Here is a 20286-nt window from a genome sequence, read left to right as displayed (position 1 = left end):
TCGATTTTGGATTTTCGATTTTGAATTGAACAGTCTTTGCTCTGCAGACGTTTCGTCAGTCTCATCTGTACCTTTCTTTTAAAGAATTGGTCTTAGTTGACTACTTAAAGGCTTCCCCCCAACCCAGTCAGCTCAGCCTCAGCCAGCCATTGAATTGTCCAAAACACGCTATCTCTACGGGCAGATCAATACAAGTAAGTTTGCATCTGACCGCGCCCCTTGATCTCAATAACGCCCCGGTTTTCAAACGGATACTGATGCTGCAAAAGCTGATAGGTAGTTGCGCTCACCTGAATGCGATCGATTACCCCCTGAGATTCCATCCGGCTAGCGACGTTGACCGTATCGCCCCAGAGGTCATAGCTAAACTTTTTCAGCCCAATCACCCCAGCTACAACTGGGCCAGTGTTGATGCCAATGCGGCTATGAAAAGGCTGACCATCAGGACGCCGAAAGCGGCTTAGGGCTTGCTGCATGGCGATCGCCAGCGCCATCACCGCCGCTGCATGATCGGCGCAAGGATAAGGCAAGCCGCCTGCCACCATATAGGCATCGCCAATAGTTTTAATTTTTTCTAACCCGTAGCTAGCGACAATGCCGTCAAACTCAGAAAAAATGTCGTTTAGCAGACAGACCAGTTGGTGAGCCGAAACCTGATACGAAAGCCCGGTGAAATCGACAATATCGGCAAACAAAATAGTAGCTTCTTCAAATCGCGAAGCAATTACACCGGGTTCTTTTTTGAGCTGTTGGGCGATCGGTGCGGGTAGGATGTTGAGCAAAAGTCGCTCAGATTTTTCTTGCTCCGTTCGCAGGGCAATTTCTGCCTGCTTGCGCTCCTGAATTTCCTGCCGAATGCGCTGAAACATGGCATTAAATGCCTGAGCGACTTCCCCTAGCTCGTCGTGGCGTTGAGTCATTGTTGTATAAAAGTTGGGGGACTGCTCCTGGCTAACCGCTTCGCCCGCTATCAGCAAATCATCGCGTAGGTGCAAAATAGGCACAATCAAAATGCGCTCTAACACCACAACGGTCACCAGGGTAACGAACGCAGAAATAATAATGACTAAGCCACCAATGGCCAGCGCATACTGCCCCATCTCGTGCTTGACCCCCGTGGCATTTAGCCGCACAACAAACACAAACTGATCTTGAAAGTTTGCCGACGGCCAAGCCACATCATAGCGATCGCCCCTGTTGTGTAACCTGTGCCAGCCCGCTTGAGTTGGCAAAGCGGTGGTGGGGCCGGCAGGGACTTCTCCAAAGGCGTCAACTAATTCCCCGTTGACGCGATACAAAGCCGCCCCTAGAATCACGGAGTCTGGCTTGATGCGAGACTGGGCTGTCGCCAAGATATCCTCAGGAGCCATGCCCGCCATCAGGTTATTTTTGACGGTAAAGAGAACTTCCGTAGAAACCTGCTCTAAGTCTTTAAGCTTTTCTTGCTGTCGGCGAAAGTACGAAGGCACGAAAATAATGCCTTCAATCACCACAATACTGAGAAAGACACTAGAGATAATGCGTCGGGAAAGCCGTGACTTCAGCAGGCCAAGAGAGGATTGCAAAATACCAGACATGCCGAACTGCCAAATTTCTAGTTCATCCTACCGAGTTTGCCCAGTCAATTCCGGTCAAAAGCGATCGCGGGGCTGAGCGTCGGCTGAGGTTGAGTTAAAAATTGCCTAAGTAACAGGCGGTAAACAGCTCAACAAGGCGAGTTTGCTGTCAATCTTAGCTAAAGAGAAGACTCCGCTGGCGCTTGGGGGAGTTTGCTAGACTAGAAAAGCTAACTGTGGTCGTTTGCCCAAGGATATTGCCCGCATGACCCTTGCTACTCCGTCTCGCGCCTACTGGCGCACCGAAGAAATTCCCGGATTGCAATACAGTGCTACCCGCGATCGCTTCGACCAAAGCTGGGAAGCTCCCTTATCCACGCTGCTAGGATTAGGCAGAGCCGCTGGCGCTGACTTTATCGAATTTTTCTTAGAGCGGAGCAACTATATTAGTTGTCTGGCAGAAGATGACAGCATTACCAGCATTTCTCCCCGCTTGGTCACTGGTGCAGGCGTACGCGTCTTTCGAGCCAAGGGAGACTGCTATGTCAGCACCAATGATCTCACCTTTTCAGGACTCAAGGCCGCTCTCGAAAAAGGGTTGTCGATTTTAGGGCTGAACCTGCCCAGCGCTCATGCCCACGTTCCCATTGTCAATTTAGAACTACTGCGAGACTATGCCGCTAGCCGCCAAAAAGAAGCTTGGTTAGCCAACTGTAGTTCCATGCAGGAAATGGGCGATATTTTGCTGGCGGCCAACAGCACCCTAGAAAAAAAAGCCAGTCATGTACAGGCGCGACGAGCAGCCTATTTTCGCGACTGGCAAGAAGTTTTGATCGCAGCCAGTGATGGCACTTTCGCTCGCGACATTCGGCTGACCCAATCGGTGGGCTACAGTCTGCTTTGTGCTGATGGTGAGCATCGCACCTCAATTGGTCAACGGGTTGGCGATACCAGTAACCCAGCTTTTTTGCGCAACTGGAACTACGCAGCCACCGCCAGCGACGTCGCTGAAGCCGCCGGACAGATGCTTTATGCTGACTACGTCGAATCGGGTTCTTACCCGATTGTGATGGCTAATCAGTTTGGCGGCGTCATTTTCCACGAAGCGTGTGGTCACCTGCTCGAAACCACCCAAATTGAGCGGGGCACGACCCCCTTTATGAATAAAAAGGGAGAAAAAATTGCTCACGAAAATCTTACTGCTTGGGACGAAGGCTTATCTCCCGATGAGTTTGGCACCATCGACATGGACGATGAGGGCATGCCGGCTCAGCGAACCCTGCTGATTGAAAACGGCATTCTCAAAAACTTTTTGTCCGATCGGGCGGGGGCAATGCGCACAGGTCATCCGCGAACCGGAAGTGGCCGTCGCCAGAGTTATACCTATGCAGCAGCTTCACGTATGCGCAATACCTATATTGCTCCGGGTGATTACGCCATTGAAGACTTGTTTAACTCAATTGAGAAGGGCATTTATTGCAAGAAAATGGGGGGCGGCAGTGTTGGCCCAACGGGGCAGTTTAATTTTGCGGTAGACGAAGCCTATCTGATTGAAAACGGCAAAATTACCAAGCCGCTGAAGGGCGCAACCTTAATTGGTGAAGCGACCGAAATCATGAACAAAATTTCGATGTGTTCTGATGATTTGGGCTTGGCGGCTGGCTTTTGCGGCTCCGTGAGCGGCAGTATTTACGTCACGGTTGGGCAACCCCACATCAAAGTTGACTCGATTACGGTGGGCGGTCGCTAAGTTAATTGAATTGCAAGCCTAACTTTTTCTACGGTGCTTATGCCTACTGTTCAAGAAATTGCTGATTACGCTGAATCGACAGCCAGTAAACTGGGAATTCGTAAATACGATATTTACGGTTCTTCAGTAGACGAAACCAGTGTTCAAGTCGATCGCGGCGAACCCAAACAGGTGAAAGCGTCCAACCGTTCTAGCGTTATCGTCCGTGTTTGGAACAATGACCACCTCATCGGCGTAACCACTACGACCGATGTTGACCCCAAAGGGCTGGAGCTAGCGCTGAAGACGGCTCAAGAGGCCAGTACGTTTGGAGCTAAAGAACACATCCCCGACTTTAGCCCTGAGGCAACCGCCCCCACCGCTGAAGTCAAGCTAGAAAAGCGATCGCCTGCTGCTGTTGCAGATCTCATTGATCAGCTCATTGCCGCTGAAAAGCAGCTTTTAGAAGCTCACGAAGCGATCGCCAGCGTTCCGTATAACGGCTTATCCCAGCGCGATGTCGATCGCTTTTACCTCAACAGTGAGGGAGCCTTGCGCAAAGAAGCCCGTTCCTATGCTTCGCTTTACCTCTACAGCAAAACCGAGCAGCCAGGTCGCAAACCGCGATCGGCTGGAGCCGTTCGCGTCAACCACAGCTTGGCTGAACTAGATATCAAAGGCTGTCTGACCGAAGCGCTAGAGAAAACCATTAGCCACCTCAATTACGAAAAGGTACGCTCTGGCAAATATCGAGTCGTTTTTTCGGCTGAAGCCTTCTTAAGCTTGATAGGGGCTTTTTCCAATCTTTACAACGCTCAAAGTATTTTGGACAAGCGTAGCCTTTCCACCCCCGATTCACTGGGCAGTCAAATTGCTTCGCCCCTGCTCTCACTTTATGACGATGCTTTGCATCCTGAAAACGTGTCGGCTGAAACGTTTGACGGCGAGGGCACGCCCACCCGGCGGATCTCTTTAATTGAGCAAGGAGTCTTGACCCATTTTCTGCACAGTGCAGGCACTGCTAAACGCCTGCACGCCCAACCCACCGGACACGCTGATATTGGAGCCAAAGTCAGCGTTGGGCCTCACTTTTATCATGTTTTACCGGGAACAACGACTGATTCAGCGTTTCAGTTAGAAACTGCTGAAAACGTCATTTTAATCGACGACCTCCAGGCGCTTCATGCAGGCGTTAACGCTTTGCAGGGATCTTTTTCGCTGCCCTTTGACGGCTGGTTGATTAATCGGGGTGAAAAAGTCAGCATTGAGTCTGCGACCGTAGCTGGCGATTTTCGTGACGTGCTGAAGTCGATTATTTATGTAGAGCCTGAAGTGGAAGTGACCCCTGGAGGGGTATGCCCGCGTATCTGGGTAGATCAGCTTTCCGTGACGGGTGAATAAGCAATTAACCCATGTATCCCCCTGTTGATCCGATCATTTTTGAGCTTGGCCCCTTTGCACTGCGCTGGTACGGCCTGCTGATGATTACGGCCATCTTTGTGGCGGCCTTAATTGCCAGTCGTCGGCTTGAGCGGCAAGGCGAAGATGCTGAAAAGTTTTGGGACATGCTGATTTGGGTGCTGGTTCCAGGCTTTATTGGGGCGCGGCTTTACTATGTGTTTGTGCAGTCACCCCGTACGGCGGAAGGAATTGGTTACTATCTGGCCAATCCGCTCAAGATTTTGCAAATCTGGGGGGGAGGCATCCATATTTTTGGCGCGTTTATTTTTGGCGGTCTGGCTCTATGGCTATATACGCGAGTGCGCCGATTGCCGCTGCTTAAGTATCTAGACGCGATCGCTTTACCTTTACCGCTGGCGCAAGCGATTGGTCGTTGGGGTAACTTTATCAACCAAGAACTCTACGGCCCGCCCACCGATTTACCCTGGGGTTTAAGCATAGACCCGATCCACCGGATTGGCCCCTATCGCGATTTGGCTGCTTATCCGGCTTCAACCCGGTTTCATCCTTTGTTTCTCTACGAGTCGCTTTGGAACCTGCTGGGGTTTGTGGTGCTGCTGGGGTTATCACGCCGTTTTGCCAAGCAGCTCAAGGCGGGTGATCTGGCCTTGATGTACGGCATCTGGTATCCGCTGGGCCGCTTTTTTATCGAGTTTTTGCGAACTGATTCCTGGTTTTTTCCAGGCACTCCCTTCAACATGGTGCATGTGTTGTCGGCGATCGCCGTTATTGGGGGCGCTTTGGGTCTTTACTGGCGACATCGATCCCCGCGATCGCCCAGCGTTTAGGACTGTGCCAAAAATTGCAGATAGGTATTGCTCAAATCTTTGACGGCGGCTTCATATAGCGATTGCCCGTGTTCGGGGGTAGCCAGATCCGGATTAGAGCCCATGCGGCCATCAGGGTAATGGCGACGAAAATCGATCGCGTTGTAAATCGGATGGCCGGACGGAGCAAGCAGCGGATCGAGAACCGCTGCCTTAATAGCTTCGGGGTAGACATACTGGGTCAGCGCCACTTCGCTAGGGGTCGCATGGGAGCCTTCTTGATGGCCGTATAGCTCTTGGGCAAGCTGCATGACCGATTTACTCATATACCAGTTAGCTACCTGGCAGCGCACCTGCTCGGCTTGGGGCCAGTTTAGCTCTAAAAGAGCGGCGTAGGTTTCAGAGAAAGCCGCTTTAAGCGTGGCTACATTGCCGCCATGACCGTTAATGAAAAAAAAGCGGGTAAACCCAGCTCGAACCAGCGGTTTTACATAATCTTGAATCAGCGCAATTAAGGTACTAGGACGCAGACTCAGACTACCCGGAAAGGCCGTATGGTGCAGAGCCATGCCCACATTGATAGTTGGCCCAACCAGAGCTGCTGTGGTTTCACCCACAGCTTTGGCAATAGCTTCGGCACAAATCGCATCGGTGCCTATAAGTCCTGTTGGGCCATGCTGTTCAGTCGAGCCGATGGGAAAAATTATTCCCTGCGATCGCTGCAGATAAGCTTCAACTTCTGGCCAGGTGCTTAGATGTAGCAGCACAGCTTTTGCCTCCGTTTCACAATTAGAGTGGGCTTTTATCCTAACGATGGCGCTGTCGTTTTGCCATTGCTTCACCAGCGTTTTTACCAAGCCCCTTGCTAGAATGAAGCTAGCCCAGTATCAAAGATAACCTCAATTTTGTAGTGCCAAACGGGGTTGTCTGCTGTTGACTTTGCAATTAGCCCAACTCAGGTTTTAATGAGGCTAGGCTGCAATTACAGTTTCTTCACCTCAATCGAAGTGATTACATCTACACTAAGAAAGCGCTTGATTTTGGGAAACTTGGTGATGAGTCATGGCAAAGGCTACCTCTTATTCAAAACCCTGGATTTATTAAATTGCTAATTTCTTAAATCGATCACTCAAAAGGTTCGAGTGACCGCAGTTGCCGAATCTCATCCCTCAAAATCATTGTTAAAAGCGTTTTTAGCTGAGGAGAATTCATGCTACACCGCAAGATCTACCAACTCTGCTGTGACGAAACTGAGGTTTGGATCTTTCTGCGGGATCAGCAACGGTGGATTGAACGTGCCCGCATTTTAGACATTGAAGGAGAGCTGGTAACTATTCGCTACGAAAGCGAAGAAGAAGACGAAACTTGCTCTTGGGAAGAGATGGTTCGAATTGAAAGCATTGGAGCTATCACCAAAAAACTATCGACCGTGCCCCGAGGCGATGTCGAGCTTTTTGTTTCAGATGAATGTCCTGAATCGGAGCAAATTCGCGATCGCTATCCTGAATCCAATGCTGACTAATTTTGTCCGCTAAATTTTAAGGTGCTGGTTTGGGGGCGCGATCGCTGCCCTCAATTGAGCCTTCGGCGGCAGGTTCAAAGGCTGGGCAGTAGCCTTCAGGCGACACCTTAAAGCGAAACAGGGGAGACGCCTGATTCCAGCAATGCTGTTCTTTGAAGTAGGTACAGGTGGCGCAGCAGTCTAACGTGAATTGAGGCTGGCTCTCTGCCCCCCGCTGAAGCAAAGACTGCTGGCTAATGCCTTTAAGCACCAGGTCTTCACCTTGCCAGCGGGCTTCGACTAGCCCCGTATCTGCTAGCTGCAGCCAGCGGGCATCTTCGGCAATAGACGGCGGTAAGGTGATGGTGATTTCGTCAGCGGTTTCGGTAATTTCGCCCTCATGCACAATTTCGGGAGCCGCTGGCTGTAAAAACATTTCTCCAATCGGCAATTCAACTAGGCTGCCTGTTGAGGGTAGGTGAAGCTGGTAGCGACTTTGCAACTCTTCTAAGTTAGTTAGCTCTGTGAGCTGACTGGTGGAGCCATGCACAAAGACGACGTGTTGCGGACGGAGATTGTGAATAAGCTGCGTTGTGCCAGCGCGATCGCAGTGGCTTGAGAGTAAATAAGGTTCAATTCGCGGGCTAGAGCGCGCAGGCGTAAGTTCAGCCGCTGGGGTTACCGCTGTATTCGCTTTTAAGGTTTCCCAGGGGGCTGTTTCTGGAACAAAGGTAATCCAGCGGCGATCGCGTTGCTGCCAGTAGCGGTTCAGATCGCTACGGTGGTGAGCCAGAACAATACTGGGAACTGAGAAGTCAGGTCGTTCGTCGCTGGCTAAACGTCGCACGCGCGGCAAAACTCGCTCATCCCAAAAAAGGGGCTGATAACGGGCAAAATTTTGGACGCTACTGGGAAAATGAGGCAGCAGTTCTAAATAGGCATCGCAGCCAGCCGCGATCGCCGCGTCTACCCAGATATTGATATTGCGCCCGGTAAAATGATGGTGGCTACGCAACAACATCAACAACTCTTGGCCTAACCCAACTGTTGGAACCGGCAGCAAAACGGCGTAGTTAGCGGCTAAGAACTGATTGATCCGGGTGGCTAGCTGGTTTTCTTGCTGCCGCCGATGGGGATAGCGAACCGCCCCATAGCTTCCTTCTAAAATCAGCACATCGGGTTTGAGGCCGCGCAGGTCATCCAGCGGCATCCCTTCTACCAGCCGCGAATTAGAGAGAAAAAAATCGCCTGTATAAAATAGCGTGTAGGTGCGCTGAGCCGTGGCGTAACTCAGCAAAAAAGCAGCCGCTCCTGGTAGGTGACCAGCCGGCCATAACTGAATGCTCAATCCTTCGGCCACCTCAATTGGCGTCCGCCAAGGCAAAGCATGGCAAAAGTCTACCTCGGCTAGGGGCTGATCCGGCCAATTGAGTGGCAGCAAATGAGCCGTCACTTCGCTACCGTAAATGGGGACTTGGGGAAACTGGCGATGAAAAGCCAAAAGCCCCCGAGCATGATCCGCGTGGGCATGACTGCACAGCACCCAATCAGCGGGTGCTTGAGCCTCGTTTGCCCAGCCCAGCGAAGACTCTCCAATTAAACCGCAGTCTAGTAAGATGCGGTGAGGCCCCATGTGTACCTGCAAACAAACACCCTCGGCGTCGTGGCCAACGCTGTAGGGCAAGCAAGACAGATCAGTCACGATAAATCACTGAATAGGCGCAGTAACTCAGGCCGCTTCGCTAGCAGCCGCTTGACCTAATGAGCAGAGCCGTTACCGTGATAGTCTTTAGTGTTGTAAAAACCGTTCTTTGAGCCAAAAAATAAGCAGGCAGGCACAAACACGGCGGCAAGAACGAGTAAAAGCACTTTGAGTTCCATAGATATTAATCCGATGTCTTGATAAAACTTGTTAATCAGGTGAGATCCAGCCAGCGAGTGAGCTGTCACTTTACAGGTTTGTTACCTTCCCAATCCTACCAAGTCCTATTTCAAAACAACAGTTACGCTTCATGTCGGTTTCTAGACCTGACTCCATCGTAGATACCCTGTGGCTAGCCCGACCTGCTACCGAAGTCGCCCCTGATTTAGTGGGCTGTACGCTGGTGCGATCGCTAGCTGATGGTTGCTGCCTGCGATCGCAGATTGTAGAAACCGAAGCCTATACGCCCACTGATCCTGCCTGCCACGGGTACCGAGGGCAGACCCGCCGCAATGCCGCCATGTTCGGTAGAGCCGGGTTGAGTTATGTGTATCTCATTTACGGCCTTTATCACTGCTTCAACGTAGTGACTGACTGCCCCGGTCTAGCCAGCGCCGTTTTAATTCGGGCGGTGCAGCTTAGCCATCTGCCACCTTGGGCTAGCCCCAAAGACCACCAAGCGCCCCACCGAGCCGCTGCTGGCCCTGGCAAACTTTGTCGGTTGCTAAAAATCGATCAGCAGTTTAATGGTGCGGTGCTAGCGCCGGAAACTGGGTTATGGTTGGAACATCGCCCAACGACACTAAGCCAACCACTGGTACAAACTACGCGGATTGGTTTGAGTCAAGCCACTGACTTGCCGTGGCGCTGGTACTTAGCCAATTCACCAGCGGTTTCAAAACCTTAAAACCCTAAAGAACAATGGCTTTGCCCCGCTCCGTAAATTGCACAGAGCGAATATTCCAATCTGGATTGCGCAACAGGGTTTCTCGCAAACTACCAAAAAGCGCCAACTGCTCACAACTCGAAAGCGACACCAGTTGCCGCTGCGACTGAGGAGATAGGCGCAGATCAATAGTGGCTTCTCCGCTGCTGGTTTCAACGTTAATGCGGTAGCCCGCTAAATCAAATCCAATCCCGGTTTGCTCTTGGCTGAGCACTTGGCTGATGGCTTGTTCGATCGCTTGGTCGCTTTCAACCTGCACCACTTGAGGAACAAAATCGCTACAGGTGCTATCGACGCGGTAAATAGTTACGGCTGTTTGGGGTTTGGCTGTAGTAGGCAGGGCGGCGGTCGGAGCAGTAATTCTGTCGGCGGGTGTAGAAGGGGCGGTTGCTTCAGCATTAGCCGTTGAAGTAGATGAGGCGCGATCGCCGCGATTAAGTTGGCTGGAGCGATCGCAGCCAGCGGCCAATAGCCCAAGGCTAATAGCTAGAAACCAGAATGGATGATTTGCCTGCCTCATCAAGTGGAATACTGGGTTACGGAATACGCTTGGTGCGAAGGGGATGTCCTTTACTGTAGCAATTCCTGTTTTGAGTCTACTGGAGACACGGTCACTATGGCGGAGACAACCTGGCATCGCCAGCACATCATTTCTCTTGAAAGCTTTACGCCAGCGGAGTATGAAACGGTTATCCAGACAGCCGAAAGTTTTCGGCAAGTTTTGTCTCGCCGCACTAAAAAAGTGCCCGCCCTGCAGGGGCAAGTGGTAACTAACTTGTTTTTTGAGCCGTCTACTCGCACCCGTAGCAGTTTTGAGCTAGCCGCTAAACGACTGTCTGCCGATATTCTCAACTTTGCCCCCGGCACATCTTCTTTGAGCAAAGGCGAAACGATTTTAGATACAGCCAAAACCTATCTGGCGATGGGCACTGATTTGATGGTGATTCGCCATCAGCAAGCAGGGGTGCCCTTAGCCATCGCCCGTGAATTAGCCCGTTTGGGTGCGGCTGTAGGGGTGCTTAATGCTGGGGACGGTCAACATGCTCACCCGTCTCAGGCGCTTTTAGACTTATTTACACTCTGTACGGTATTAGATGCAGAAGCGCCCAGTATCCATTTATTAAAGGGGAAAAAAATTGTCATTGTTGGCGATATCTTACATTCCCGCGTAGCCCGCTCAAACCTCTGGAGCCTGACGGCCTGCGGCGCTTCGGTTCATCTGGTGGCTCCGCCGACCCTGTTGCCTGCCCAGTTTGCTCTACCATTTCAAACGGCGATCGCGGGGAGCGATCAGCCGCGTCAGGTACATTTACATGCAACGCTGCCGCCCGCCTTAGAAGGGGCTGATTTTGTCATGGCCTTGAGGCTTCAGCATGAGCGCATGACCCAGCATTTGCTGCCCAGCCTACGCGAGTATCATCAGCAGTTTGGCATCACGCGCGATCGCCTAGCGGTCTGCCAGCCTCAGGTGAAGCTACTGCATCCCGGCCCCACTAACCGAGGCGTTGAAATTAGCTCTGATGTTATGGATGATCCAGCTTTGAGCTTGGTCAGCCAGCAGGTAACCAGCGGTGTGGCCGTGCGTATGGCGTTGCTTTACCTGATGGGAACCTATCATGCCGCCTAAAAGGGTTGAGATCGTTACCTGAATCGCTAGCTTCGGTCTACACTGCTAGAGGAATCTATTCAAGCAGATTTGGCGTCATCCGATTGAGCCTTTAATTTCTCAACCTCTTGACCTATTGCCGATTAATGCAACCCTGTTTATCTCCCAACTGTGATCATGTGCAAGCGGCTCGACAAAAAGCAAACTTGCTAATTGGCGCGATCGCGCTGGTTGGCGGATTTGCTGGATTTGAACTTGTCGCAGGTCGTTTTAGCCACAGCTTGGCGCTAATTGCTGACTCCGGGCATATGCTAGCCGATACGTCAGCTTTAGGGCTGGCGCTAATAGCAACCTGGTTAGCCCGGTGGGCCGCCGCCCAGCAGCAAACGCGGATTGAAGGCACGGCTGCCTTGATCAATAGCCTCAGCTTAGTGGTGATGGCAGGAATGATTGCCTGGGAAGCCCTGCGCCACCTGCAATCACCCCCAAGCGAAATTTTGAGTTTGCCCATGTTAGTGACGGCCTTGGTGGGGCTAGGTGTCAATGGGATTAACCTATATTGGCTGCATCGAGAAAGCCTGCAAGATTTGAACTTGAGGGCAGCTTTTCTACATGTTGTAGCGGATACGTTGAGTTCGGTTGGCGTCATTTTTGCGGCGATCGCAGTGGCGATTTGGCAGTGGACTTGGATCGATAGCCTAGTGGGATTGCTGGTAGCTGGCTTAATTATGGTGAGTGCTATGCCGCTGATGGTTCAGAGCTGGCGAGCCATGCGCCATCGTCCTTCAATTCGCCCCATCGCTGAGGGACTATCTACCTGGGATCTCGGCCAATTTTCTCAGCAAATCCAGGTGCAGTCCAGCAACGACCGTATTGCCAGCAGCCGGGAACGTCAGTAGGCTGTTGCCAGCAGCAAGCCTAGCGTTTTGCCTTCATCTCTCTCTGCTAGCCTTCCACAGAGCTAATTGTGTATGTCTTCTCTACCGTTACCACCAGGTACTTTTGGCTTGCCCTGGGTGGGCGAAACGCCTAGCTTTCTCTTCGATCGCCAATTTGCTGATAAACGTCAGGCTCGCTATGGCTCCATTTTCAAAACGCATATTTTGGGGCGACCGACGGTCGTCATGGTGGGGCCAGAAGCCAATCGTTTCCTCCTTTCTAGCCACATGGATCACTTTTCCTGGCGCGAAGGTTGGCCGCCGACGTTTCGAGAACTTTTGGGAGAGTCGCTATTTTTACAAGAAGGTGAGCAGCATCGCCGCAATCGCAAACTGCTGATGCCTGCCTTTCACGGCAAAGCGCTGGAAAGCTATTTTGACACTATGCAGCAAATCACCCAGCGCTACTTAACCCAGTGGGCGCACCTGGGGGAGTTTGCCTGGTTCGACCAGATGAAGCAACTTACCTTTGAAATTGCCAGTGTTTTGCTGATTGGCAACCAGCCCGCAGAGCAGGGCGATCGCCTGTCTCGTTGGTTTAGTGATTTGACTGGGGGGTTGTTTATGCTGCCCATTCGGTGGGGCTGGACACCTTATGGGAAAGCGCTAACAGCTCGCGATCGCTTGCTAGCTCATATTGAAAAGGTGATTGCCGAACGGCAACAAAATCCGGCTCAAGACGCTTTGAGTTTGCTGCTGCAAAGCCGAGACGAAGCGGGCAACGCCCTGAGCTTAGAAGAAATCAAAGTGCAGGCACTACTCATGTTGTTTGCTGGACACGAAACCACCACTTCAATGCTCACTTCTTTGGTGATGTCGCTGGCTCAGCATCAGACTGTTTATCAGCAAGCGATCGCTGAGCAGGCAACTCTAGCGGCGCAAGGGCCGCTGAGTTTGGCGCAACTACGCCAGATGCCCTACCTCGATCAGGTGCTCAAAGAGGTTGAGCGGCTATATCCTCCGGTGGCGGGTGGTTTTCGAGGCGTGATTAAAGCTTTTGAATACAACGGCTATCAGGTTCCGGCGGGCTGGATGGCTTTGTACCGAATTGAAGCCACTCACCGCGATCGCCGCTGCTACGATGACCCCACTCAGTTTGATCCCGATCGCTTTAGCCCTGATCGAGCTGAACACAAACGCTTTGACTACAGTTTAGTGGGGTTTGGGGGTGGGCCTAGAGTTTGTATTGGCTTGGCCTTTGCCCAGATGGAAATGAAAATTGTGGTGGCTTCGCTGTTGCGCCACTATCGCTGGGAGCTATTGCCCAACCAAAATTTGTCAATGAACCCCATCCCTACGCTGCGGCCCCAGTCTGGTTTGCGGGTGCGGCTGTCGCCTAGTTCAAACTTGGCTCCTGCAACGGCTAATAGCTAATGGCCGAAAAAAGTGGTTTTGATCTAGATATGTCGCCATCAGGTTGGGGCACTTAAATAGCCAAAAGCTACCTGTAGAAAACCTTTTTTCTTGCCTTCTGTCTGGAATTTTCTGTTTTTGGCAATAATTGCAAATCCTTACATTGCTTGCGTTGGTACAGCGCAAGCGATAAGCTCAAGCCACTGAATTTCCTGTAGGTGAGATTGTGGCGGTAACAGAAAGTCAAATTCAAGCAGGAGGACTCAACTGGTTTTACCGGGAAGCGGTGCCAATTGGCGAGAGTGACAAACCGCCCGTTTTGCTGCTACACGGCATTGTGGCTCAGAGCTATAGCTGGCGGGGCGTGATGAGCGATCTGGCCAAGCAGGGCTTTCGGGCGATCGCCCCCGATTGGATCGGCCACGGCTTTTCTGACAAGCCGGATAAACGCACCTTTGCCTACACCCCAACCGCTTTTTTGCAAGGCTTAGAGCAGTTGGTTGAGGCTTTAGCGCTGGAGCGCTTTAATCTGGTAGTTCAGGGATATTTAGGCGGCTCGGTGGGGCTGAAGTACGCCCAGCAACACCCAGATCAAATTGAGCGTTTGGCCATTCTCAATATGCCGCTGTCTCCAGCGGCCAAACTTCCCTGGAAGATTCAACAGCTTGGCCTGCCTCTAGTGGGGGAAATGGCTACGCAAGATCCGCTGCTGGTAGATCGCACATTGGAGGGGGGCGGCCCCTATCAGGTAGACGACGCCGATTTAGACGTTTACCGCCGTCCGTTTTTGACCAGTTCTGCGGCTGGCAGAGCTTTGTTTGTCACCGTGCGCAATTTGCAACTTAAAGCCATCATGGCAGAACTTGCCAGCGGCTTCAAAGACTGGCAAAAGCCAACTTTGGTTGCCTGGGGACTCAGCGACCCGTGGCTTTCCGCCAGTGAAGCTGAAACGTTTGCTCAGCAGTTCAGCCACGGTGAATTCGTAGGGCTTGAGCAGGTCGGGCACTATGCCCAAGAAGACTGGTCAGACAAAGTCAGCGAGGCTTTGCTGCCCTTCTTTAAGCAAATGACTCTCTAGCCGCCCAAAAGCCCGATTGGCTCAGTTTGCTGGGTTGTTGAGGCAAGCAGAGCCAAGGGACGAAGCCGTTTTGGCTCAGCGATCGCGACCCTGACTGCGGTAAGCTAGAAACCACCGCTGTTTTTATGCAAAGACAGCGATCGCCGCACTCTATCAATTGCTATGCAAACTCGCGATCGCCAGATTTCTCCGGTTGCCAATCTTTCCACCCCTAGCCGCACAGCCTCCATTAGCCGCAAGACGGGTGAAACAGATGTGCAGGTCAGCCTCAATATTGATGGCAGCGGTCGCTGTACAGCTAAGACGGGCATTCCCTTTCTAGATCACATGCTGCATCAAATTGCTTCACATGGGCTGTTTGATCTCGATGTGCAGGCCAAAGGCGATTTAGAAATTGACGACCACCACACGAACGAAGATGTCGGTATCACCTTAGGCATGGCCTTAAAAGAAGCCCTAGGCGATCGCAAAGGCATTGTTCGCTTTGGGCATTTTGTGGCACCGCTTGATGAGTCTTTGGTGCAGGTAGCGCTTGATTTTTCGGGGCGGCCTCACCTCAGCTATGGCCTGGAAATTCCCACTCAGCGCGTGGGGACTTATGACACTCAACTTGTACGCGAGTTTTTTGTGGCAGTTGTCAATCATAGCCAGATGACACTGCACATTCGCCAGCTAGACGGCCTCAATTCTCATCACATCATTGAAGCGACGTTTAAAGCGTTTGCACGGGCTATGCGGATGGCAACCGAAGTTGATCCCCGCCGAGCCAATACCATTCCCAGTTCTAAAGGCGTTCTCTAGCGCGGATGAGCCGGATTGGTCAAAACGTCCCGCTAATGGCGGCCTGCTAGGAACACTGCCCCCTTGAACGCTAGCCGCTGCTTACCAAGGCAAAACTTCGCCTTGGGCGTGCCAAAAGGTACCTGTGTTATCCAGATTTAGCTGATCGATGCGCTGGAGTAAATTTTGCACTGATTCGGTAGCAGAAATGCCGCTGCTGGTATAGCCTGTCATGCGGGTGCTGACCAAGCCGGGATGCAAAATAGCCACGGCAATCCCTTTAGGCTTGAGGTCATGGGCTAACGATTTGCCTGCCATTGAAACCGCAACTTTAGACATCCGATAGCCGTAAGAACCGCCGGAAGTGTTGTCGGCAATTGAACCCATACGGCTGGTCATGATGATGATTTTTGAACCTGCACGGAGATTGGGCAAAAGCGCCTGAGTCAGCCGTAGCGGCCCTAAGGCATTGACCTCAAATTGCTGACGAATGCTGTCAAAGTCGAGGTTGTCAAGCGACACTCGTGCCAAAATGCCAGCGTTGTTGATCAAAATATCAATAGGGATTTGATCTAAACGCTGAACCAGATCTGAAACGGCTGATTCAGACGTAATGTCTACCCCTGTTTCTATTCGCACACCTAAGTTTTTTAGCTCAGCGGTGGCTGAACGGCAAACAGCAATAACCGTATCGCCCCGTTCTTGCAGTTGGCGGCAGTATTCATAGCCAATGCCGCGATTTGCCCCAGTTACCAAACAAGTTGCCATAGATTAATTAGCGCCCGTCACTGTGGTTAAATTTGCCGTTTATTTTATGAAAAATAGGGGGATGAAAACTTCCCTCGGACGACACAAGCGGGTCGGTAGCTGCGGGTGAGCCGTTTGATTAAACCATTTTGCAAGGCTATATCTGCGTCTTTATGACCCCTTGCCATCCGCCAACCCTAAAGACCAGGTTTATTGTCTGGTTATGACGGTGAGCAACTGGCTAACGCCTGCAGCAAGTCTTGATGTACTTGATCGGTAGATGCGATCGCTAGACCCGGCCACTGGTAATTTTCACACTGATGCAGCGGCGGCAGCGCTGCGCCATCGTGAGTGGTTACCCGATAGCCCATTTCCCGTGCTATAAAGGCTAGCGCCGCTCCATCAATAAACTTACCCGTGGAAAGAATCGCCCCTGCTAAGTCGCCACTGAGCAAGCCATTAACGTTTGGAATAGGTGTATTCGCAGAGTAGTCGGTTTTGACGCGAATGACTTGATAGCGATCGCTTAAATAGTCCGCTACTGCTGCCATTTTCCAGCCCAGCAGCACCGTATTTGATACGGATTCTGGCTGCAATGGCAAGCATTGATTCAAGTTGTCGAGCAAAGTGCCTTTAAAGGCTCCGGCTCCCCGCAGCGCATAGTAGTAAGTATTTTGCGCTGGACTGATAGCTAAAACCGCTTCAAAGTCATCGGCATTGAGAACGCTCAAAATAATCTGATAGTTGGGATGGCCATCTAAATAAAATCGGGTGCCATCAATCGGATCAAGCGTAATTAAATAGTCATCCGCTGGCCCCAAATCGATCGCCCGAAAATAGGGGGTGTTGTAGGTTTTCTCATACTCTTCACCGTAAAAGCGCACTTGAGGAAACAGCCCCAACAGCGCCACCTCTACAAAGGTTTGAATCGATAAATCGGCATCTGTGAGGGCTGTCGCAAAGAAATTGTCCCCTTGGTCTTTATCCGGATGGGCCACAATTTGGCTTTGAATCTGCTGGGCATAGGCGGCGGCTACCCGCAAATGGGGTAGCAAGATTTCTAAAATTTGACGGGGGGTAGGTTGGTCTGACATCGGTTGAGCCTGAGAAAATTAGGCGATCGCAGAGTCTTCAGCCAGGGCAAGCTGAGCCAAAACCTCACGACAATAGTCGCTAAACAGGTGAGAAGTGCGAAAGGCTTCGTCGCGGGGATAAGCTGCCTTGATTGTCACATCGGCGACTATCCGCCCCGGATGCGCCGCCATCACCACCACCCGATTGGAAAGATAAACAGCCTCATAAATATTATGGGTGACAAAAATAACTGTCCAGTGATACTGCTCCCATAAATGGAGCAAATCGCTGTTGAGCTTACTACGGGTCATTTCATCTAGCGCGCCAAAGGGTTCATCCATCAGCAACACGTTGGGCTGAGTCACTAAAGCACGGGCGATCGACACCCGCATTTTCATCCCCCCCGAAAGCTGGCGCGGATAGCGTTTTTCTGCCCCGTTCAGATCAACTAAATGTAGCGCTTGATAAATATCGGCGCGGGCTGCTGTCAGCGATCGCCCTTTGAGCTTTAAAGGCAAATGCACGTTGTCCATTACCGTTGCCCAGGGCATCAGCGCTGCATCTTGAAAGACAAAAGCCAGCTGCCGCTCCGCTTCTGGCAACTGCCAGTGAATCTCGCCGCTACTGGTTCGTCCCAGTCCGGCAATCAGCTTGAGTACCGTACTTTTACCGCAGCCCGACGGCCCCACTAGGCTGACAAACTCCCCCCGCCGTACCGTTAAATCAACCCCCTGTAGGGCTACAGTGCCATTCGGATAAATTTTGTCAACTTGACTCAGCGTAATCATAGACGAGCAGCGCATAACCGGGTGGGCAAAAACAAAACAAGGGGCACCGGGTTTACGCCTGATAATAATCGGCTCCTTTGTTTACAAACTCCAGCGTATAGGCCTGAGTATAGTCAGTGCCTGCTTCTACCAGCTCTGCGTCTACCAACGTTTCAAAGTAAGACTGCCAGCGCTCATCAGTCATGGCTCCAATGCCATCGGTTTCAGCACTCCCAGAAATAACAATGCCGTACTCTTGCATTTTTTCCAGACCGTAGGCCAACTGCTCGTCGGTCATTTCTGGGTTGTCTTGCTTGATTAGCTCATTACCAGGGGCTGGATCTTCAAAGTAACTGTACCAACCTTTAATCGAAGCCTCCACAAAGCGCTGCACCAAATCAGGGTCTTGCTCTACCATTGCCCTACGCGCTTCAATCGTGGTGGAGTAAGGATCATATCCATAGTCAGCTAGCAAAAAGACCACAGGCTCAAAGCCCCCTTCTTTTTGAATAGCTAGCGGTTCCGAGCTGAGATAACCTTGCTGAGCAGAATTCGGGTCGGCAAGAAAAGGGCCAGGATTGAAGTTATAAGGCCGCTTCATGTCTTCGGTGAAGTCATATTTGGCCACCAGCAACGGCCAGTAAGTAGTGTTGGCCGAGGCAGAAATAAAAACAGGGCGACCTTTTAGATCCGCTAAAGTCTCAATTCCTTGGTTAGGGTGGGCTAGCAAAACCTGGGGATCTTTTTGAAAGATCGCGGCTACTGTAACTTTGGGAATTCCTTCTTGCACAGCGTTGATGGCATCGGCACCAAAGCCCATAAAAAAGTCAATCGCCTCACCCATGAGAAGCTGCGTTCCGTTGACCTGAGGCCCCCCCATTTTGATGGTTACATCCAGGCCATAGTCGTTATAGAGTCCGGTGGCAACGGCCTGATAAAAGCCGCCATGCTCGGCTTGGGCGTACCAATTAGTGCCAAACGTAACAGGGGTAAGTTCTGCGGTTGCGCCCGTTTCAGTCGTTTCGGTTGAAGATGGTTGACTACCGCCCGTGCAAGCGGCTACCAAACTGCTACCGACAGCGATCGCGCTGTAGCGGACAAAGCGACGACGATTCATTGCTCCTAAAGGAGAAACAGAGCGATATTGCCAATTCATATGAAATCTTACATCCCAGAATTGTTGCTTTATGTTAACGTCTAACGTTCGATCGGATCTCTATTGCTGAGCGTTTTCGACCCACTTAATCACTTGCTGGCCCAAGCGCACATCATCAAGGCGATCGATCTCACGAATTCCGGTTGGGCTAGTGACGTTGACTTCGGTCAAATAGCCACCAATCACGTCAATGCCCACAAAGATTAACCCATCTCGTCTGAGAGTAGGCGCTAGCAAACGACAAATTTCCTGTTCTCGCTCGGTAATGGCGGCTTTAGCAATACGTCCGCCTACGGCCATATTGCCGCGAAACTCGCTGCCTGTGGGAATGCGGTTGACCGCTCCAATCGGCTCTCCATTGAGCAATATGATTCGTTTGTCGCCTTCTTTGGCTGCTGGTAGGTAGGTTTGTACCATGATGGGGGTTCGCCCTTGCTGGGTGCTGATTTCAATCATGGAATTAAAGTTGCGATCGCCCGCCTCTAAAAACAAAATGCCCTCCCCGGCTTTACCGCCTAGCGGCTTCAACACCCCTTGACCGCCCCAACGTTCGATCGCGGCTCGAATCACTGGCTTATCCTGGCTCACAAGGGTATCTGGGATAGCCTCTGTAAACTGTAAAGCATACATTTTTTCGTTAGCGGCTCTTAGCCCCTGGGGCGAGTTGATCACCTGGGTCTTACGGGGATCGACATAATCCAAAATGTAGGTGGCATAGAGATAGGGAATGGTCACAGGTGGATCGGTTCGCATAAAAACCGCATCCATCTCTTCTAGCTGTCGCAAAATTGGCTGCTCTACCGCAAACCAGCTTTCTGCCGCCACCCAATGACCGTTTTGCAAGTCAACTGGCACTAGCTCAACAGGTTGCAAGAAAGCCCAAGCTTTTCCATCCGCCACACTCAGATGACTGGCTTTAGTAATCCAAACTTCGTGCCCTAGCTGCTGCGCTGCTTCCATTAAGGCCACACTGGTATCGTGGCCCGGATCTAGACGCTCAATTGGATCGATGATAAACGCAAATTTCACGAGCAAGTCCCTGTTACGCTAGCTAGATCTTTATCATGTCCACTCCTAGAATGGGAGGCTTTTGGCCAAGAAGCAATCAGCCCTAAAAGCCATTCG

19 protein-coding genes are annotated in these 20286 nt (G+C 51.5%); 10 read left to right on the top strand and 9 right to left on the bottom strand.

All coding sequences use genetic code 11. The features are described 5' to 3' along the window. Nucleotides 1-185: 185 nt before the first annotated feature. Entirely contained in the window at nt 186-1577 is a 1392-nt protein-coding gene (locus ACTS3T_RS20055) for an adenylate/guanylate cyclase domain-containing protein (protein WP_377961398.1), read from the bottom strand. A 244-nt stretch (nt 1578-1821) separates the two neighbouring features. Here ACTS3T_RS20055 and ACTS3T_RS20050 point away from each other — a divergent pair, with 244 nt between their 5' ends. From ACTS3T_RS20050 to lgt, 3 genes are read left to right on the top strand one after another with little or no spacing between them, the layout of a single operon-like run. After that, nucleotides 1822-3306, top strand: a complete 1485-nt coding sequence (locus ACTS3T_RS20050) for a TldD/PmbA family protein (protein WP_377961395.1) — start codon at nt 1822-1824, stop codon at nt 3304-3306. Nucleotides 3307-3345: 39 nt separating this feature from the next. Further along, nucleotides 3346-4686, top strand: a complete 1341-nt coding sequence (locus tag ACTS3T_RS20045; protein WP_377961393.1) for a TldD/PmbA family protein — start codon at nt 3346-3348, stop codon at nt 4684-4686. 11 nt (nt 4687-4697) lie between these two features. After that, nucleotides 4698-5534, top strand: coding sequence for a prolipoprotein diacylglyceryl transferase (gene lgt / locus ACTS3T_RS20040; RefSeq protein WP_377961391.1), 837 nt, complete (start codon nt 4698-4700; stop codon nt 5532-5534). On the opposite strand, the gene ACTS3T_RS20035 is transcribed toward lgt, so the two are convergent. After that, the gene (locus ACTS3T_RS20035; RefSeq protein ID WP_377961388.1) at nt 5531-6280 is read right to left on the bottom strand and encodes a creatininase family protein; all 750 of its coding nucleotides are present in this window, start codon (nt 6278-6280) and stop codon (nt 5531-5533) included. The genes lgt and ACTS3T_RS20035 overlap by 4 nt on opposite strands. 443 nt (nt 6281-6723) lie before the next feature. On the opposite strand from ACTS3T_RS20035, the gene ACTS3T_RS20030 reads away from it, so the two are divergent. Next, nucleotides 6724-7035 carry a DUF6679 family protein gene (locus ACTS3T_RS20030; protein WP_377961385.1) on the top strand — a complete coding sequence of 104 codons (312 nt, stop codon included), beginning with the start codon at nt 6724-6726 and terminating at the stop codon, nt 7033-7035. A 16-nt stretch (nt 7036-7051) separates the two neighbouring features. Here ACTS3T_RS20030 and ACTS3T_RS20025 read toward each other — a convergent pair whose 3' ends face one another. Beyond that, nucleotides 7052-8716, bottom strand: coding sequence for an MBL fold metallo-hydrolase (locus tag ACTS3T_RS20025; protein ID WP_377961383.1), 1665 nt, complete (start codon nt 8714-8716; stop codon nt 7052-7054). Nucleotides 8717-9026: 310 nt separating this feature from the next. Between ACTS3T_RS20025 and ACTS3T_RS20020 the strand changes: the two genes are divergently transcribed. Continuing rightward, nucleotides 9027-9623 (top strand): DNA-3-methyladenine glycosylase, encoded by a 597-nt coding sequence (locus tag ACTS3T_RS20020; protein WP_377961381.1) that lies wholly within the window; start codon nt 9027-9029, stop codon nt 9621-9623. Nucleotides 9624-9627: 4 nt separating this feature from the next. On the opposite strand, the gene ACTS3T_RS20015 is transcribed toward ACTS3T_RS20020, so the two are convergent. Continuing rightward, nucleotides 9628-10182 carry a sporulation/spore germination protein gene (locus ACTS3T_RS20015; protein WP_377961378.1) on the bottom strand — a complete coding sequence of 185 codons (555 nt, stop codon included), beginning with the start codon at nt 10180-10182 and terminating at the stop codon, nt 9628-9630. 96 nt (nt 10183-10278) lie between these two features. On the opposite strand from ACTS3T_RS20015, the gene ACTS3T_RS20010 reads away from it, so the two are divergent. The 5 genes from ACTS3T_RS20010 (at nt 10279) to hisB (ending at nt 15438) form a co-directional block, all read left to right on the top strand. Then, nucleotides 10279-11289: an aspartate carbamoyltransferase catalytic subunit gene (locus ACTS3T_RS20010; RefSeq protein ID WP_377961376.1), complete on the top strand. Its 1011-nt coding sequence runs from the start codon at nt 10279-10281 to the stop codon at nt 11287-11289. Nucleotides 11290-11414: 125 nt separating this feature from the next. Next, on the top strand, nt 11415-12167 hold the full coding sequence (locus tag ACTS3T_RS20005; protein WP_377961373.1) for a cation diffusion facilitator family transporter: 753 nt from the start codon (nt 11415-11417) through the stop codon (nt 12165-12167). Between the two features lie 72 nt (nt 12168-12239). Next, on the top strand, nt 12240-13580 hold the full coding sequence (locus tag ACTS3T_RS20000) for a cytochrome P450 (RefSeq protein ID WP_377961370.1): 1341 nt from the start codon (nt 12240-12242) through the stop codon (nt 13578-13580). 205 nt (nt 13581-13785) lie between these two features. Further along, nucleotides 13786-14637 (top strand): alpha/beta fold hydrolase, encoded by an 852-nt coding sequence (locus ACTS3T_RS19995; protein WP_377961368.1) that lies wholly within the window; start codon nt 13786-13788, stop codon nt 14635-14637. Between the two features lie 162 nt (nt 14638-14799). Next, nucleotides 14800-15438 (top strand): imidazoleglycerol-phosphate dehydratase HisB, encoded by a 639-nt coding sequence (gene hisB, locus ACTS3T_RS19990; protein WP_377961365.1) that lies wholly within the window; start codon nt 14800-14802, stop codon nt 15436-15438. Between the two features lie 81 nt (nt 15439-15519). On the opposite strand, the gene ACTS3T_RS19985 is transcribed toward hisB, so the two are convergent. The 5 genes from ACTS3T_RS19985 to gshB all read right to left on the bottom strand — a co-directional run bounded on the left by ACTS3T_RS19985 (nt 15520) and on the right by gshB (nt 20190). Continuing rightward, complete coding sequence (locus tag ACTS3T_RS19985; RefSeq protein WP_377961362.1) at nt 15520-16185, bottom strand: SDR family oxidoreductase; 666 nt, start codon at nt 16183-16185, stop codon at nt 15520-15522. Nucleotides 16186-16385: 200 nt separating this feature from the next. Then, on the bottom strand, nt 16386-17258 hold the full coding sequence (locus ACTS3T_RS19980; RefSeq protein ID WP_377961360.1) for an inositol monophosphatase family protein: 873 nt from the start codon (nt 17256-17258) through the stop codon (nt 16386-16388). A gap of 18 nt (nt 17259-17276) precedes the next feature. Further along, nucleotides 17277-18026, bottom strand: coding sequence for an ABC transporter ATP-binding protein (locus ACTS3T_RS19975; protein ID WP_377961357.1), 750 nt, complete (start codon nt 18024-18026; stop codon nt 17277-17279). 52 nt (nt 18027-18078) lie between these two features. Then, the gene (locus tag ACTS3T_RS19970) at nt 18079-19161 is read right to left on the bottom strand and encodes an ABC transporter substrate-binding protein (protein ID WP_377961355.1); all 1083 of its coding nucleotides are present in this window, start codon (nt 19159-19161) and stop codon (nt 18079-18081) included. Nucleotides 19162-19221: 60 nt separating this feature from the next. After that, nucleotides 19222-20190, bottom strand: a complete 969-nt coding sequence (gshB, locus tag ACTS3T_RS19965; protein ID WP_377961352.1) for a glutathione synthase — start codon at nt 20188-20190, stop codon at nt 19222-19224. Nucleotides 20191-20286 lie beyond the last annotated feature (96 nt).

The sequence above is a fragment of the Almyronema sp. genome, assembly GCF_052168255.1.
In the GTDB taxonomy this organism is placed as follows: domain Bacteria; phylum Cyanobacteriota; class Cyanobacteriia; order Phormidesmidales; family Phormidesmidaceae; genus Sphaerothrix; species Sphaerothrix epifaneia.
This window is presented reverse-complemented; position numbering and strand designations above follow the sequence as displayed.